The sequence below is a fragment of the Pseudomonas sp. Marseille-Q8238 genome (assembly GCF_965111915.1).
This window is the reverse complement of sequence record NZ_CBCOPI010000001.1, coordinates 2,839,742-2,856,124: the sequence shown is the minus strand read 5'-3', so window position 1 is coordinate 2,856,124 and position 16,383 is coordinate 2,839,742. Positions and strand designations below refer to the sequence as shown.

Below are 16,383 nucleotides of genomic sequence, written 5' to 3'. Positions count from 1 at the left end.
TCGCTAGCCCAGTTCAGTTGTTTAAGACCTGCCACACGCAGCCATGTAGCAGGCCGTCGTCGCCATGAAATCAGAACGGCTCATCGTCCTCCGGTTCTTGGCCGCCCTTACGCTTTCGCTCCCGTGATTTGATCTTGGCCTGGGCCGCCAAGCTACTGTGTTGCAGGCGATAGGACTCGTTACCGGTTTCGACGATGTGGCAGTGGTGGGTCAGCCGATCCAGCAGGGCGGTGGTCATCTTGGCGTCGCCGAACACGCTCGACCATTCGGCGAAGCTCAGGTTGGTGGTGATCACCACGCTGGTGTGTTCGTACAGCTTGGACAGCAGGTGAAACAGCAACGCACCGCCAGCCTGGCTGAACGGCAGATAACCCAGTTCGTCGAGGATGACCAGATCCATGCGCAGCAGTGCCTGGGCGATCCGCCCGGCTTTGCCGTCGTGTTTTTCGCGCTCCAGCAGATTGACCAGATCGACCGTGGAGTAGAAGCGCACGCGCTTACCGTGCCGGGTGATGCCGGACACGGCCAGCGCGGTGGCTAGGTGGGTTTTACCGGTGCCTGGCCCACCGATCAGCACCACGTTCTGCGCGGTGTCGGTAAAGGCCAGGCTGGCCAGCTCGCTGATCAGGCGTGCGTCGGCGCTAGAGGCGTTGAAATCGAAGCTGGCCAGATCGCGGTGCATCGGCAGCTTGGCCATGTTCATCTGGTGGCTCACCGAGCGCATGGCGCGATCTGTGTGCTCTTGTTCCAGCAGGTGTTCGAGCAGCCACTTGGACGAGGCTGTGTTCGACTCACCCTGCGCAGTCAACTCCGCCCAGGCCGTGGCCATGCCGTGCAGGCGCAGCTCCTTGAGTTCCGCCATCAAATCACGCATGACCGATCTCCTCGGTCTGGCCACGCAGGCGGTCGTAGCGCGCCGTGTTAGCGACGGGGGCTTCCTTGAGCGACAAGTGGGTTTCGACGCTGGGTGGTGGTTCGGTCGCGGCCAGGCGCGCCACGACATTGAGGATGTGTTCGGCGCTCAGGCTGCCGCTTTCCAGTACCAGCTCAACAGCCACCAGCACCGCATCGAGCCCGGCGACCGGTACGGCAGCCAGAACTTGCGCCATGATCCGGTCACCGCCGGCATGACGCCCCAGACCGTGCTTAAGCTGACGCAGCGGCGCCGGCAGATCAGCAAAGGGCGCGCCGTTGCGCAGCGCACCGGGCTTGCGTTCGATCAGCGGGAGGTAGTGCTGCCAGTCATAGCTGACCTGGTCGCGATCCAGCAAGCGGACATGGCTGGCGATCAGCGCGTCGTCAGCCACCACCTCGATTCGCGTCGGATACAAACGGCTGCTGACCCACTTACCCGCATACTCACACGGCACCGAGTAGCGGTTGCGCCCGACGCTGACCAGGCAGGTGCTGGAGACCCGCGCAGGCCGCTCGACGTAACCGTCGAATGGCGCTGGCACAGGCATCAGTTCAGCGCGCTCCAACTCCAGCACTTCGGCCACACTCAGCCCGCTGTATTGAGGGTGCGTCAGCTCGTTCCAAAGCGCGCGGCAGCGCTGGCCCAGCCAGGCATTGAGTTCCTCGAAGGAGTGAAACTGGCAGTCCTGGGCGTCTAGCCAGATACGCCTGCGGCTGTCTTGCACGTTCTTTTCAACGATGCCCTTTTCCCAACCAGCGGCGACGTTGCAGAAGTCCGGATCGAACAGGTAATGCGCGCACATCACCGCAAAGCGCGCATTCACCGCCCGGCCTTTGCCCTTATTGACCTTGTCGACGGCGGTCTTCATGTTGTCGTAGATGCCCCGGCGCGGCACGCCGCCCAAGGAGCCGAACGAGCGTGTATGGGCGTCAAATAACATCTCATGGCCCTGGCTCGGATACGCCACAAGCCAGAACGCACGGCTGGCACACAGCTTCAGATGTGCCACCTGCATACGCCGGTAAATGCCGCCGACCAGCAAGCCTTCCTCGCTCCAGTCAAACTGAAACGCCTCGCCAAGAGCAAAGGTCAGCGGCACAAAGGCCTGCGACGCCTTGCCCTGTCCCCCTCGCCAGGCACGGATAAACGCGGTGAGCTGGCTGTAGCCACCGTCATAACATTCGGCTTTGATTTGCGCCAACAGCGCCTTGGCACTGCGCCGCTGTTGCTTGGGCCGCAGCGAATCGGCTTTTAGCGCCTGCTCCAGCGTGGCGTGAAAAGGGCTGAGTTTGTTGAAGATCGCGCGGCGTTGGTAGACCGGCGGCTTGGCCTCAGGTGCTCTGACCCACTTGCGAATCGTGTTGCGCGCCAACCCGGTGCGCTTGGCTATCTCATGCAGCGACAGCTTGTCGCGGAAATACATCCGGCGAATTTTGCCCATCATTTCCATACTGATCACCCTGTGTTCTCCTGCTCAAAAATTGAGCAGAAGCAGTTGAACACCTGGGTCAGTTTTCAGTCGGCAGAACAGCCTCTACTGGGTCAGTTTTCGGTCAGCGGCAACATACTGGAGCACGATCGCGGGCTTGGCAACATCCTGCTCTGAGAACTCTGATGCCATTAAGTAGAGGAACTGCATCGGTTGGCCAGTAATAAAATCTTGGATCAGCGGGCCATAAGTGCCTTGGGATATTTTGGGCAACTGATGAGGTCTGTACCGGGTGATTGATCCCAAGTAGTACGATATGGCGTAAATGCTGAGTAGCTGGGGTAGAACGTGCGGCTGCTCAGTTGGTGGGCAGGCGTACAGATAGTACTTTCGATAAGGTGGGACGGTGGAAACCACCGACCAAATACGATCCTTAATCAGCTTTGATAGTTCTTGAACCTTGTCACTGGCGTATCCAGTAACCGGAATCGGCACCTTCATCTCAAGGGTGGTCAGAACTTTATCTGTGAAAGGGTCCTGGCTGACCATCCTAAAATCATTGTTTAAGCCGGCGCGTTTCAAAAGTTGGGAGCGCGTCATGCCGTGCCTAGTAAGGTTTTCGGTTTTCAGAGTAATCCTGAGCCATGCGGTTTTACTCTGAGAGTCCTTCCAGTATTGGATGCTTTCTACTGGAAACATTCGCTCATCAGCCTTCTCTGCTAAACACCACAATCTGTGCCCGCTCACCGTCTGGGGCAATAGTTTTGTGAGTTCGTAATCGAAGCTGGCAGGCAGTGACTTTCCTGTCACTGCTCTCAGGAACTCATCAAAGTTTTGAAGTATTTGTTTTTTGCTCGGGCTGGGGAATGCGGCGAGGTACGCGTCAACCAGTTCTACATTTGGGGCACGAAGCTGCTCGGACAGCCCATGCTGCGCTTTATCAAAGGTTGGCTGCTGTCCGCGAGTCAGGCAAAAAGCCTTAACCAAATTCATGTAGCTGTAGTAGAGAGAGAGCGGTCGTGACTCTAAAGTCCCTGCCTGGTTCGCAGCCTGGAAAAAATCTCGCGCTTGACGCAAGCATGCTTGGGCCTCCTCTTTCGCGGCCGCCGGGCATTTTCGGCTTATGCTTCCCTCGATAATTGACCATGGGTCCAAAGCGAACAGCGTGTGTTGGACTTTATATCTATTCTTGTGAGCCAGAGTGGCCGGCCAGAACGAGAAGTCCACAACCCGTTGCCTTGAATCAACTCTTTTCCCTGCTCGCGCTGGAGGCAACCTCATCGAACGTCATTCCATTGGCGAGTGAATTAAAGGACCACATATTTTCGGCTTTCATGCCTGTCGTCAAATCAGCGCCAGGCATCCACAACTATAGACCTGCTCGATCATTGTCTAGTTAGCATGTCCCATTTGCTTGGCAACCCACATTGGGTGCACACCGGCCGAAAGGCGTTACATAGCATTACAGGTGTTTGCCCTCGTTTGCTGACCAGCCAGCTTCGAATCTGGCGCGAAGCTTTGATTCGTTCGCTTCACAAACCTTGACCATTTGCTGAGAGCCCGGCGTTTGGCAACGAGTGGTCGGAGTGAAGTATTTCTTCCAAGCCTCCTCCTTTCGCTGTTCCTCCAAAGCCGCTAGGCGCTGAGCTTCTCTTTGCTTCCTATCAAGCTCCGCTTGGCGTCGAGCTTCAGCCTGCTGTACGGCCATTTGCTCTGGGGTCAATTGAATATGGCGTTCTGGCTTTGGCTGCAGGCGCTCTATGCGCTCAAGCTGATCATTGGTAATTTGCTCTAAGCGATGAATGCGGTATTGGTAGCTAAGCCACGAAATCAGCAGGACTCCCGCAACGCTGAGAAGCCAAGCTGAAAATGATTTTGGTCTGCGTCGACGTCCCATCTGCCGGTACCCTTTGCCCTGGTCCTTGTACTTTTTCATGGAAATATTCACCCCATTCTATACGTATAGAATGGGGCACCCAGACAAAGTCTCAAAGCACCCAAGAAAGGCAATTGAATCGCCCCCTAGTTTCGTAGGCGCTCTATGACTGCTCTTGACCGGTTGTTGCCAGTCACGAGCTTCCGCTTTCGGCAAGAGGCAGTCATTCGGTACAGCTAAAGGGCATGCCCCGTATGCCTGACTGATGGATATTCAGATGCGCCTGCCGACGCTGCGAGCGAGTTAAATTACTGAACTGCTGCCGCATAAATGGGTATCCGTTTAACTGCGTAAGTGTGTTACGCAGACGCTTTTCTGTGAGCGACATAGCCCCTTATTGACCACTTACAATCAATCGTAAGCACACTCGATACGACCAACGAATGAATCCAGTGTCAGTTCTAACGCTAGATTCATCGCAGCGCTAACGTATTTATACTGATTACTTCGCGTCCTGATGGGTGAGCAAATCGAATCTCACATAAAATTCGACTGGTGAATCGCTTATTCGGAAGCACTCCGCTAGCGCCGCTGGAACGGGCACCATTATCCTGTTGTTAGCGACAATGGTAGTGGTAATAAGCGCCATTCCTCCGGCCTCCCCAGCGCTTCTTTTACCTCGAAGTTCAATGTCGTAGTAAAGGCTGAACCCAGAGTTAGCAACCGAGAAAAGATAAACAATACGCCTTCCAGCCCATGCCACCTGCGTCGAATGTGGCCAGCGAAAAAAGTCACTCTCCTTCTGGAACAACCGATCAGACAGGGCGAGGAACATCTTGTGATTGTTGAGTTGGGGTATTTCCGTCTCCGATGTGAGAAGGCGCTCCTGGATGTGAGTATCAAGCCTCAGGATCGGCGAGCCCACCGTAGGCGCATTTACTGATTGGTCGGTACCCGGATGAACCGGGGCGTTAACTACATCAGGCAGTACTCGCTCAATGGCACCTACCTGACCTACGCTCACTCGCTGACTTTGAACAGAGCTTGCAGCAACAGCGGCAGTCAATACGTCTCCGATTTCGATCTTCCCCAAAAGATAGTCAGCGAGCAAAGGTTCTAGCTCACCTTTATCTTCATAATCTAAGCGATAGAGCTCTCTCTTACGCTCCAATGTCCTCTGCAGAGCATCAAGCCCTGCTCGTTGAGAGCTCGGTACAAATGACTGTATTCGCTGATAGATATGTACCCTCACCAAGTCCTTGGTAAACCCGTCCATCAGATCGTATGAAGACTCTATGACCTTGACAACAGCCTGCAGAGCAGACCAGTTTCTATTGAGGGTCAGAATCACCCGCTCGCCTTTTAATTCGGCGAGTAGGGGAACACCATGGCTGATCTTTGCCCATATGATGTCAACGTCCTCCAACATGTAGTCGTAACGTAGCACCCTGGCGAGAGAGAGGGTCAGACTGAACTCATCTCGAGTCAGTTCGCTCGCTTCGTACACCTCGATGACAGATGCGTGATCAGGTATTTCAGGCACTTTCAACAACTGTGTCAGGTAGCGTTGCTGTACGCTCCTTCGGGGCTGGTTTTGACTGATTCGAAGCAGCGGGCTTTCGCTGCTAGAAAATGTTTTGATGGTGTCAGGATCACTCCCGGCGTACCACTGCATTGGCAAGCCTTCGAACTGAGTTTCGAGCATGCCTAGCTCAACACGCTGATCTCCTTCTTGCACTTGGATCAAAACCTTACTTGCTAGCTCAGTTTTTCCAGAGTTCAGCACGTACTGTTGAAAGGCCGGCAAGGCTTCTGCAATCGACGTTCTGGAAATGATTATCGAAAGGTGCTCATCTACGGCGGGAAAGATTTGTGACGCTTCGGCAATGGACTCCCTGGTTAACGCCTCACGACCTGCCGTGGGAATCAGGAACGGCAAATCGGCATACCCCCCCAGTTGGTAGACGGTCGGGACAGGCAAGGGCGCGAGCCCAAAACGGGAGCGAAGCCCTGTTATAGAGCCGGCTGCGCTGCGCAAGCACAAGTGGCCGTTAAAAGCTTTATCTTCCCGTTGGAAATTTTTAGCCTCTATACCGACAGCATTCCCTTGCGCGTAAACGATCAAGTCAAACAGCATGCTTCCTGCGTTGACTTTACACTCGCCTATTTGCTCCCAACCTGAAATCCCTACCACCGCAGCCAAGTCGCGCTGACTGACGAGCACCCCATTAATACGTACGGGGACCGGCAAAAATTGAACGAATTGGATCAAGTATTCTTTCAGGCCTGCCTCAGCGATTTGTGAGCCATCCTCCAGCATGGCTACAACCTCAGTGCCTACTGAAATCGTATCTTCTAGCTGAACCAGACTTATGCATTCCTGCCCGATTGTAAGCTCTCTTTTCTTGGCGTTTGTCCGATATCCACTTGAGCTGCCTAATGTTCGAGTAGTTACGGACAGCTCAGTACAGACACCGAAATTGGCCATCGCTCCAATGCCGAAGGTACCGATGACTCCCGCTGCTCGGGCCTCAGAGTTGTTCTTTCCTGAAGAGCCAGCCTTCCAGAAATTGTTGCGTAGCACCTCTTCGGACATCCCGATACCATTGTCCCGAATGGTGATGATCCCTGGCTCCAAAGTAATCTCGATCGCGTATTCGGATAATTCTCTGCCTTCGGCTTTCGCACGCATCAAAACGGCGTCGTAGCTGTTTTGAACATTTTCCCTAACCATCGCGTAGGGGGAGTCGTAGATCTGCTTGGAAAGGATCTCAAGCACGCGATCTGTTTCGACTTGAAAAGTGATATTGGAAGCCGACATCATTTTTTTCCTATTAGAGTCGCACGACACATTTCAATGCGCTGCTTGATTGCTGAATCAGCCTGTACCTGCGCGAAGTCAGAACTGTGGAGTGTTCTCATCGACTCCCAGGCTCCCAGCTCTTCGTAGGCTTCTGAAAGCAGGATAAACTCGGCTGGAGACCGAGGGCATTTGAAGACCTCAATGATTTCTCGCCAATCGCCCATATCCGATAGAGCGGACGCAGCGATACGACGCATTATTGGGTTATCGAGCAAGGGCTTGACTATCTCATATGCCGCACTCGGCTCACCTGATCGCAATAGTTGATCTGCTTCACCGGCTACAGCCAGTGGCTGGATAACTGGAACTGCAGATTTAGGAAGCTCGAAATCGATGGACGTACCGCCAAACTCGGTGACATGACCCGCCCCCCAGACCGGTGAGCTAAAGTCAGAGTTGGCCATGTGCCGAACATGAATAGTTCCTTTCCCCTCCTGTGTGTCCAGCACCACCAAGTTGTAGGCGCGCATTCTGCCAGTAGGCAGAGAACGCGGCCCGCCACACAGTGTGCCAGCGCTAATAATGGAGATACTTCTTTTTCGGTCTGGCGTGAAGCGATGCTCCAGGAGTTGGGGCCGATGCTGGTGGCCGTGCATGCCGATAGAGCAGTTCCCATCCATGAGGGCTTGCAGCAGGTCGGAGTCGATATAGTCAGTTTCTTTCGGGCCGCCCTGAATGCTGTGGTGCCAAACACCGATGACCAAGCGCCCTTTTTTGAAACACGGACTGACAGCGTCCATAGCTTGGGCAAGTGCGTCCGGGTGAACCCGGCCCGTTCTGTTGTAAATGTCATTTTCATGACAGCTTGACAGCCCTACAAAGCTCACGCCCAGTCCAGGGAAGTCGTGAACGGAGAACTGATTGGCAGGGTCCACGGGAAAGGTTCTTTTACCCTCATAAAAGCGGTGATAAAACTGGGCATAGGGTTCTAGCCGCTGCTCATAAAGATGAGGATTAGTGATCTCCAACGCGGAAAAATCTGCCCATCGCCACCGGAGCTTTGGATCATTCCCCAGCAGTCGAGAGACCAATATCGCTTTCTTGTCTGGTTCCTCTGGAACTGGCACTGGTGTTGTAGCACGCTCAACATGTGACATGCTGACATCATGATTTCCTGGGACAAGAATCACACGTTCTCTATCGCCTTCGAAAAAACGATCAGCTAAGGCAATGAGAAAATCGTGAGCTTCATCGTATTGAGCCTGGAGCCTTTGCTCTCCTTCCTTTTCCCCACCTTTTACCCCATAGATGATGTCGCCGCTGACGACAGCCAGATCGGGGCCAGGAATATCCTCTCGCCCCATGTACTTAGCACGATCCCTCGCAAGCGAATTGAGCAGTGCGGTAGTGGTAATCTGACTTCCGGAGTCTCGGTGCAAATCCGAGATATGCATGATCGTGACTGTCATAACCGTTAATGGCTACTCAAATAATTGACTATAAATTTAACTCTGACCTATGCAACCTGGGGCCACTTGAAACACTCTTGAATCGGAGGTTACAAGCTGTCCGAATTCCTATGTACCAAAAAACTCATAATTAATCGCCCTTCGTTTCGAGGACAGAATCGAGCGTCAGCTCAGGCTCGGAAGCTTCCCTTCTTGGATGGCTGCTTAGGGCCCAGAGTGTGTAAAAACGCCCGTACAAACCCTTACGATGATTTCTGATAATTTCATCGCAAGGGAAGCCTATGAAACGGTTTATCCCGGGTGAACACCGAGGTCAAAGCACCTTCCTTCCTGAAAGCCTTGACGACTAATCCCCTGTCTCCTTCGTTCACTACACGGCGCGATTGATCATCGTGGCGGTGATGACGGACAGGTCTATTCGTACAAAAATAAAAAAAGCAGCTTTCGGGGGCTGCTTTTTCGATCCTACTCTCCCTTTTTATGCTTATGAGGTTTCAGGTCTGGATGATCCTTTTGCTTTTCGGGCGTAACTCTCTGCCTCTTGTCCGGAGTACCATTTTCGTTTGTTCTTTTAGGGCCAGGCTTGATACTCATGGTCGATTTCCTTTATCGCTTGGGTTGTTAAATCCTGCTTTGTAATTAGCCCAGCCCCTTACAGCTGTCAAACAGGAAGCGGGCAAGGACTGCGTAGTCATGGTGTAGGCATTCAGTAGTCAATCGCCGACTTGGTCACGCCTCAGAAGCCCCGGCTTCGGGGCTTTTGTCGAGCCGCTTGAATCGGCCCTAGCTTTTAGACACCTACGAGATGTCCACTTTTGGCCGCTTTCAGCCGGCCGCGATAGGCCGGAGTCGGCCAAAAGCAGACCATGGACATGCGGCTAATGCGCCAGTAATGTTCGCGCAAGTCATGTCGTTTTTGCTCCTTGCCTCATGTCGCGTTTCTGGCGTGCCACTTAAGCCGATCAAGGAGTTACGCATGGGTATGGCACGTTATCAGGCACAAAGGGCGGAAAAAATTACGCCAGGAGTGTCATTACATATAGTTATGCGCAATCGATCATGAAGAATAAATTGAGCTCAAAGGAAAAAGAACTCTGGAATAGGATATCCAAAATTCTCTGGAAGAATTGGGATCCTATCGGTGTCTACGAAGAAGACAGTGAGTGGGATGATGAATACGATAGCTATGTACCTCACATATTCCGACTCGCAGTAGAGGGTTGCGATCACATTAGAATCGCCGCTTCACTCACATCAACTATTCGTCAGAATATCGGATTGAACGCCACAGACAACAACGAACATGACATTAGTATTGCAAAGTTAATCGTGAGTGCCAGACAGGAAATATTAGACGAGTGAGCAAATCGCATAACAAGTGGTTCAAACCGTTCGCTTCGCTCACTGGGACGGGCTGAAGCCCGCCCCTTAACCAAACGTTAGCCGCCTAGAGAGACCATGAGCATTTCAGAAATAAAAGAAATTTTAAATTTGATAACTTCCAGCCCTGAGTATGCAAGACAATATCTTGAGCCTATGTTTTGGGGGCTCGTCGCACTATCCATGCTCTTAATCATGCTGAAGATTTTGCAGAGCAATAGTTTTTTAAAGCTATACCGGGCAATGGGAATTGCCATTAAATCCACCAGGGCAGCCACAAAGGCTATCGCCATAAGTGCCGTAAAAAATCTTGAGCCTCCAGAGCCATACCCCCGTCTCAGCAAATTTTTCGCAGTCGTCTTCATGGTAAATGACTACATTGCATGCTTTATATTTTTTAGTCTATTCGTTGTAATCGCCACTAAATTAGCGTCATCAAGCATTACAGGCTTCTGGGCTAGGAATTTTTCTCTATTTATTTCCCTAATTCCCGGTTACTTCACTTGGTTCTTTTTTGTTCAGGCCGAGAAAGAGCGTATACGACTTTTCAAGTCCCAAAATGAAGCCAACAGTTAACAGAAATAAAATCGCTCGCTTCGCTCACTGGGCCGCGTTCCGCAGACCCTTAGCTTAATCGTTAGACCTATACATAGAATCGTATGGCACGAGTTCCGCAATCTAAAACAGAGCTACGCTCACATCTACGAGAGCAATTTGAATTCCTCAGCCGATCATGCTCAGAGTACGATACTGGCTTTACGGCAGAAGCAAAACGTATTGCCGCAACGATTCGGCTGATGCTGCATGACACGAAGAATTCACACTCTTTGTTCTCGCAGCTTGGTCTTAAATCAATTGGCTTCTTAAATACCGCAATTCCAATAGCAAAAGGAGAAAAGCAAGCCATCCTTGCTTTCCTCCAAACCAGAATCACGGTCAATGAAGATTTAACTCTAAGCGGACAACATCATCCACTTCTGGGGCATCGACCTGCAGGTTGGCCCCGCGCAAAGAAAGCTTTGTTTCCCGACTGGTGGAATCAAGCAGTTTTAACTGATATGCAGGGCGCAAGGTTCTCTCGGCGCATGCTTGTCATGGCAGTTGCCAATACAGACGGGGGCGCTCATGTAGATCCTGAAATCGACGCAACTTATGCAGCCCTCAGCAGACAAAATTCCATCGGCTATGCTGTCGGGGTAAATGACGACATTAGACCAATCGACAAAGTCGAGCTGGCTTGTATTCGTCAAATAGCTTATGAGTTAACTGTGTCAGTTTTAGATCGCCACCCTGAGTTTGTGCCGAAGCTCTAACAATTAACTGCAATGCGCTTCATCGACTCTCTCCCAAGAGCACGCCACTCGGAACTTCAGGGTGTGGCGTGGGGAAAGTCCATTGCAGCACTCAACTACCGTTCCCTGTTCGCTGGACAGCCAAAAGCTACGCTTTGTCTGTCTGCTGGTGCTGTAACTGAGGCAGCGCCGAGCGTTGCCTCAGACTTAGCAATGTAGGCGTTAGATTTTGGCTTGCTGGGCCAGTCAGGCGACATGTAACCATCTATCGCTCTCGCTGGAAGCCTGACAACGCACTCGTTGGAGTGGTAGACAATTTGATGTCAAATCGCTAGCTTGCCGTATTCGGTAAAAAATGGACCTCACATGGATGTCGTTGGCATTGGGCACGTATATCTAGCTAACACTGCAGTGCCGTCATTGTTGTATGGATAAAAATAACACTTAAAACAATAAGCTGTAGCGCTAGCAGCTACATTGCTTTTGCCGAGAAGGGAATATGCATGGCAAGCAAAGAAAATGAATTCGATGCAACAGCTTCAATGCTTGGCTATCTGTACCAAGCACGATACGCTCTTTACCTCAGCCTTCAGAAAATCCGGGAAGTTCAAGACCCAGATGAATGTTTCGTTTCCATCGAAAAGTTGGATGATATAGCTTTCGAAACAGGTGGAAACCCGGTCGATATTCTTCAGACTAAGTACCATGGCACTGAAGGGAACCTGACGGACCGAAGTGCCGATCTGTGGAAAACTATCAGAGTCTGGGCAGAATCCATAACAAAGGGCGTCCTTGACCCGGCTTCCATGAATTTTTCACTTATCACAACGCAAAGCGCTCCTGAAACCGGCTTAGTAGTAGCTTTGCTACCCACGTCATCGCGCGACGTCAAGGCTGTCAGGGTGCTCCTTGATGAGATTGCTGCTGAGACGTCTAACGCAACAAATCTGCCAGCCTATACGGCATACAATACCTTGCTTGGCTGGCAGAAAGACCAGCTTATCAGTGCGATCAACATTCTCTGCCGTTCAGCGAGCATTCTGGACGTGTCCGAGCTGATGAAGAAGGAACTCAGAACCACAATCGAAAGGAAGCATATTGATGCTTTCCTTACACGCTTGGAAGGTGAGTGGTTTAAGCGCTTTATCATTGCCATGTCATCGTCAAATGAAAAGGAAGTTTGCCTCGGGGAAGTCGTTGCGATCATTGATGATCTGCGTTCTCAGTTTTCGCTGACAAATCTGACTGCAGATTATGCTGATGCGGAACCAGAAGATATTGATGTAGACGGCGATGACCGCATTTTCGTAGAACAACTTCGACTTATTGGCATACCAAACCAGGCAATTCGCTTTGCCATTATCAATTATTATCGCGCTTGCGAGCAGCGCTCGCGCTGGTCGAGAGATGGGCTTGTTAAACCTGGTGAGCTTAAGTCGTACCTAAAAAAGCTTGAAGAAGAATGGATTAACCACTCGTCTCTCATTTTGCCAGATACCGACATTACAAATCCTGAGCAGTGCAATAAATCGGGAAGAGATGTTTACGGAAAATGCCAGAATGAAGGGGCGCTGTCCATTAGAAGGGACTTTAATCACCCCTATGTTGCGAGAGGAACTTATCACACGTTGGCCAACGAATTGAAAATTGGCTGGCATCCAAGTTATCAAAATTTACTCAAGAAAGAAGACAAGAAAGGAGCGGCCTGATGTTATTAAAAGAGCTGCTGACACAAGAAGAAATCAATTTATACAATCCCGCCTATACCGGATTTATTTTTCTTGCATCCTTACGCGCCTACTGCGAATACGATGCGCAGGGCATGCACTGCACACTTCCTTACGTCGTCGTCCCGATGGCGTTGACGCCACGCATAGCTGTCAGCTTACCGAGCACATACAGGACACCCATTGCTTCTTGGGTTGCGGAACGAGGCGGCGAATTGTCTGACTTTCCGGCTATGGCCTCAGCCTGTATTCCCGTCGTCAATTCAGCTGCACTCTTTCTGTTGGAACGGAAAATCATCCTACTGACCGACAATGCGAATTACCTCGTAGCCAATGATGAGCTCGCCAAATCCCCCAGCCTGTTCAATAAGAGCGAGAGCATGAAGCAAGCCCTTCAAGCCTCTAACTTTATAGGTAAGTGGTTTGCCCATTCATCAACCGTTGAAACCATTTATGCACAGCTAGGGATCAGGCCATGACCATGCAGATTCTACAGATATCAGTCTACGGGAAGAATGGTGAACGACGTGATGTCAAGTTCAAACCCTCCCGTGTCAATATCATTACGGGCGCATCCAAAAAGGGTAAATCCTCCCTATTGGATATCGTGGAATACTGCCTCGGGTCCAGTGAATGCACCGTAGCGGAGGGTTTCATCAGGAAAACCGTCGATTGGTATGCCATTCTCCTGCAATTCAGTGATACGCAGGTTTTCATTGCCCGTGCAGCTCCCCTTCCAGGGCAGAACTCCAGCAGCACATCACATATGATTGTTGAAAAGGAGATAAAAACCCCGAATAGAGCTGAGCTTAAATCATCCACGAATATTGATAGCGTCGTTAACTTCCTGACAGAGAAATTGGGGGTTCCAGAGCAGCAAACGGAGGTGCCTGAAGGACAGACGCGCTCTTCTATCTCCATCAACTTTAAGCACTCTCGGTATTACCTCTTTCAGAGCCAGGATGAGATTGCCGCCAAGAAGATACTCTTTCATCGCCAGTCAGAGCCCCATATTCCGCAAGCTATCAAAGACACTATTCCATACTTTCTTGGCGCGGCGGAAGATGATCGTCTAAAGGATCTCGCTGCACTACGAAACCTTAAGCAGGAAAAGGTACGGCTCAACAAAAAACTTTATGAGATAGAGTCCCTGAAAGGTGATGGCCTGCAGAAGGGCTATCTCCTGCTGGCAGAGGCGGCAAATGTCGGTCTTTACTCGGGAGAAAACCTCATACCCAATGAGAAAGAGCTCCTGAGCGGCCTTTCCCGCATCAACAACTGGACGCCGCCACTGAATCCCGTCGAGGACAGTGATGACAATCCGCTTCTGGCATTGGAGCAGGAGTACCAGCGACTCCAACAACAAAAACGCGAAGTTCGATTCAAACTGAACTCTGCCAACGAGTTTGCGAGGTCAGAAAGCGGTTTCGAAAAAGAAGCCGGAGAGCAGAATTTTAGATTGCAGTCCATTGGGTTATTCAAGAAAGCAGCGACGGCACAGAAAACCTGCCCCATATGTGAATCTCAGCATGACGCAAGCGACAGTGCTGAGGGCATCATCAAACACGCCATTGCCGATCTTGCGCATAAACTGGATGGCGTGGGGCGAAATCGTCCACGGATCACTGGTTATATTCAGGGTCTAATCACAGAACAGTCCGATCTGGCCGACAAAATCAAAAAAACTCGCAACAGCATTGACCAAATCAGATCGAAAAATGCGACGTCAGAAGGCCTGCAGGATGGGAACCTGCAGAAATCTAGGATTGCAGGACGGGTTTCCCTTTACCTGGACGGTATCAATTGGGCGGATGATACGGGGCCGATCAAGAAACAGATCGCAGCGTTAGAACCACAGATCGAAGAGCTTGAAGAGAAGCTTAACCCTGAAGCGCTCAAAGAACGGCTGGATGCACAGATCAGTATCATCAGTGAAGACATGACGCGATGGGCAAGGGAACTGGGCCTCGAACATTCAGAGCATCCCATCCGCCTGGATATACCCAAGCTCACCGTCGTGGCCGAAACTCCTTTCGGCAGAACGCCTCTTTATCGCATGGGAAGCGGGGAAAATTGGGTTGGTTATCATCTGGTGGCCTATCTGGCTTTGGCTAAATGGTTCATTAAGGAGAATCGTCCCGTTGGTAGGTTCATATTTTTTGACCAACCTACACAAGTGTATTTTCCTTCTGATAAATCCGTGACCGGTAACATTGAAGAGATCGAGAGCGATGAGGACCGCAAAGCAGTTAAAAAAATGTTCGAATGGCTGTTCAAAGTAGTAGAAGAAGAACTAGGAGGCGATCTTCAGGTCATTGTCACAGACCATGCCGATATCGAGGACGACTGGTATCAGTCCGCTATCGCTGATGAGAAATGGCGAGGAGATACGGCGCTCATTCCGAAGCATTGGTATATCGAACAATAGGTCTTTACCGAGTGCGGCGCAGCCACATGGAATCCTGGTTTGGGGCCAGATGAACATCAAGGAGCGGCTATATGGTCGCTCTGCATAAAGACTAAACACCTCAAGTACCGTATGTAGTAAAGGCCTATCGCCCGCTTCTGGCTGATGGCGGCTGGCTGTGGGGTCATGAGCGGCGGGGGCGGAAAAACGCATGCGGGTAGTAGAGCTAGTGCCATTATGCACTAACAGCAGAGTGTTCAGACCTTTTCGGTTCAAGGTATCAACTCAAACCAGCAGGCCGTAATAAATTTCTCGGCCCCTACAGTTGTAGGGACTGCACTAACTTGAACACCCTGCTGGCCTAACCTGACACCTTGAACCGAAAAGGTCTGAACAGTCTGCTGGAGAAGTTGATACAGCAGGTATGGATGGATACTCAGCATCGACACCCTACGCAATGCCACACTTATCAAATATTAGAGCGGTTATGCCAAGGGCCAAGAGTGGAGAATTACTGTGGGAATTTAAGTGCGGAACTATTCCTAGAGCGGTAGAGCTAGGAAATACGCCTTAAGTGCACTGGCAATAAAACACCGGCGCGAGGCCGGTGTCAGAGGAATATTAGCTTTGCGTATCCTGCGAAATAAGATCGCGAGGAATTATTTTCTCCTACCTTATGAAACGGTAATTCTTACGTCGATCCCGAGGTTCCCCAGCCGAAGCAATGAAGCATTATCAATTCTGCACTCATAGCTATCAGTAAGCGATGAGTCCTCATCAGACAGGCCAAGATAAATATCTAATATGGCTATCTGGACGCTCTCAATATTTTTTAGTTGCTTATCTGCAAGCGAGGACAGTAAAGAGTCCAGCTCATGCTCAAGAGTAGATTCAACATTTTTCTCATAAACCCAGATCCCTAGATCTTTGGGTATGGTTGTTTTACCACTGGATAGCGTTTTAACGTATCCACGTTCATAAGAAAGACTTGGCTTTAACCCCAAGGTATTAGTAATCAATTCATGATTGATTTCTTCCCCCCACAATCTAAGGGATAGCCGAATACTTTTAGAATTGCTCATTA

General features: G+C 50.9%; 13 protein-coding genes. 6 read left to right on the top strand and 7 right to left on the bottom strand.

The window, feature by feature from the left end; all coding sequences use genetic code 11:
• Positions 1-70: 70 nt before the first annotated feature.
• The 6 genes from istB to ACWPW0_RS13165 form a co-directional block, all read right to left on the bottom strand.
• Positions 71-874, bottom strand: a complete 804-nt coding sequence (gene istB / locus ACWPW0_RS13190) for an IS21-like element ISPst3 family helper ATPase IstB (RefSeq protein ID WP_011911830.1) — start codon at positions 872-874, stop codon at positions 71-73.
• Positions 867-2,366: an IS21-like element ISPst3 family transposase gene (gene istA, locus ACWPW0_RS13185; RefSeq protein WP_454256738.1), complete on the bottom strand. Its 1,500-nt coding sequence runs from the start codon at positions 2,364-2,366 to the stop codon at positions 867-869. The genes istB and istA overlap by 8 nt, the downstream gene beginning before the upstream one ends.
• A gap of 84 nt (positions 2,367-2,450) precedes the next feature.
• Positions 2,451-3,626, bottom strand: a complete 1,176-nt coding sequence (locus tag ACWPW0_RS13180; RefSeq protein WP_454255537.1) for a YaaC family protein — start codon at positions 3,624-3,626, stop codon at positions 2,451-2,453.
• A 181-nt stretch (positions 3,627-3,807) separates the two neighbouring features.
• A complete protein-coding gene (locus ACWPW0_RS13175; protein ID WP_193826296.1) occupies positions 3,808-4,281 on the bottom strand; it encodes a hypothetical protein in 474 nt (157 codons plus the stop codon).
• A 442-nt stretch (positions 4,282-4,723) separates the two neighbouring features.
• Positions 4,724-7,042, bottom strand: a complete 2,319-nt coding sequence (locus ACWPW0_RS13170) for an ATP-binding protein (RefSeq protein WP_193826295.1) — start codon at positions 7,040-7,042, stop codon at positions 4,724-4,726.
• Entirely contained in the window at positions 7,042-8,493 is a 1,452-nt protein-coding gene (locus ACWPW0_RS13165; RefSeq protein WP_193826294.1) for a metallophosphoesterase family protein, read from the bottom strand. Before ACWPW0_RS13165 ends, ACWPW0_RS13170 begins: the two co-directional genes overlap by 1 nt.
• A 1,059-nt stretch (positions 8,494-9,552) precedes the next feature.
• Between ACWPW0_RS13165 and ACWPW0_RS13160 the strand changes: the two genes are divergently transcribed.
• The 6 genes from ACWPW0_RS13160 to ACWPW0_RS13135 all read left to right on the top strand — a co-directional run bounded on the left by ACWPW0_RS13160 (position 9,553) and on the right by ACWPW0_RS13135 (position 15,320).
• Complete coding sequence (locus ACWPW0_RS13160) at positions 9,553-9,855, top strand: hypothetical protein (RefSeq protein WP_193826293.1); 303 nt, start codon at positions 9,553-9,555, stop codon at positions 9,853-9,855.
• Positions 9,856-9,951: 96 nt separating this feature from the next.
• Complete coding sequence (locus tag ACWPW0_RS13155; RefSeq protein WP_193826292.1) at positions 9,952-10,449, top strand: hypothetical protein; 498 nt, start codon at positions 9,952-9,954, stop codon at positions 10,447-10,449.
• Between the two features lie 83 nt (positions 10,450-10,532).
• Positions 10,533-11,186 (top strand): hypothetical protein, encoded by a 654-nt coding sequence (locus ACWPW0_RS13150; protein ID WP_193829271.1) that lies wholly within the window; start codon positions 10,533-10,535, stop codon positions 11,184-11,186.
• A 482-nt stretch (positions 11,187-11,668) separates the two neighbouring features.
• A complete protein-coding gene (locus tag ACWPW0_RS13145) occupies positions 11,669-12,874 on the top strand; it encodes an ABC-three component system protein (protein ID WP_193826290.1) in 1,206 nt (401 codons plus the stop codon).
• A complete protein-coding gene (locus ACWPW0_RS13140) occupies positions 12,874-13,371 on the top strand; it encodes a three component ABC system middle component (protein ID WP_193826289.1) in 498 nt (165 codons plus the stop codon). Before ACWPW0_RS13145 ends, ACWPW0_RS13140 begins: the two co-directional genes overlap by 1 nt.
• A complete protein-coding gene (locus ACWPW0_RS13135) occupies positions 13,368-15,320 on the top strand; it encodes a DUF3732 domain-containing protein (RefSeq protein ID WP_193826288.1) in 1,953 nt (650 codons plus the stop codon). Before ACWPW0_RS13140 ends, ACWPW0_RS13135 begins: the two co-directional genes overlap by 4 nt.
• Before the next feature lie 653 nt (positions 15,321-15,973).
• Here the strand turns inward: ACWPW0_RS13135 and ACWPW0_RS13130 are convergent.
• A complete protein-coding gene (locus ACWPW0_RS13130; protein ID WP_193826308.1) occupies positions 15,974-16,381 on the bottom strand; it encodes a DUF4279 domain-containing protein in 408 nt (135 codons plus the stop codon).
• Between the last annotated feature and the right edge of the window lie 2 nt (positions 16,382-16,383).

Excerpts from the sequence above, each read along its gene's own strand:
- istB (WP_011911830.1), bottom strand. The coding sequence starts at position 874 with ATGCGTGATTTGATGGCGGAACTCAAGGAGCTGCGCCTGCACGGCATG.
- istA (WP_454256738.1), bottom strand. The coding sequence starts at position 2,366 with ATGGAAATGATGGGCAAAATTCGCCGGATGTATTTCCGCGACAAGCTG.
- ACWPW0_RS13180 (WP_454255537.1), bottom strand. The coding sequence starts at position 3,626 with ATGAGGTTGCCTCCAGCGCGAGCAGGGAAAAGAGTTGATTCAAGGCAA.
- ACWPW0_RS13175 (WP_193826296.1), bottom strand. The coding sequence starts at position 4,281 with ATGAAAAAGTACAAGGACCAGGGCAAAGGGTACCGGCAGATGGGACGT.
- ACWPW0_RS13170 (WP_193826295.1), bottom strand. The coding sequence starts at position 7,042 with ATGTCGGCTTCCAATATCACTTTTCAAGTCGAAACAGATCGCGTGCTT.
- ACWPW0_RS13165 (WP_193826294.1), bottom strand. The coding sequence starts at position 8,493 with ATGACAGTCACGATCATGCATATCTCGGATTTGCACCGAGACTCCGGA.
- ACWPW0_RS13160 (WP_193826293.1), top strand. The coding sequence starts at position 9,553 with ATGAAGAATAAATTGAGCTCAAAGGAAAAAGAACTCTGGAATAGGATA.
- ACWPW0_RS13155 (WP_193826292.1), top strand. The coding sequence starts at position 9,952 with ATGAGCATTTCAGAAATAAAAGAAATTTTAAATTTGATAACTTCCAGC.
- ACWPW0_RS13150 (WP_193829271.1), top strand. The coding sequence starts at position 10,533 with ATGGCACGAGTTCCGCAATCTAAAACAGAGCTACGCTCACATCTACGA.
- ACWPW0_RS13145 (WP_193826290.1), top strand. The coding sequence starts at position 11,669 with ATGGCAAGCAAAGAAAATGAATTCGATGCAACAGCTTCAATGCTTGGC.
- ACWPW0_RS13140 (WP_193826289.1), top strand. The coding sequence starts at position 12,874 with ATGTTATTAAAAGAGCTGCTGACACAAGAAGAAATCAATTTATACAAT.
- ACWPW0_RS13135 (WP_193826288.1), top strand. The coding sequence starts at position 13,368 with ATGACCATGCAGATTCTACAGATATCAGTCTACGGGAAGAATGGTGAA.
- ACWPW0_RS13130 (WP_193826308.1), bottom strand. The coding sequence starts at position 16,381 with ATGAGCAATTCTAAAAGTATTCGGCTATCCCTTAGATTGTGGGGGGAA.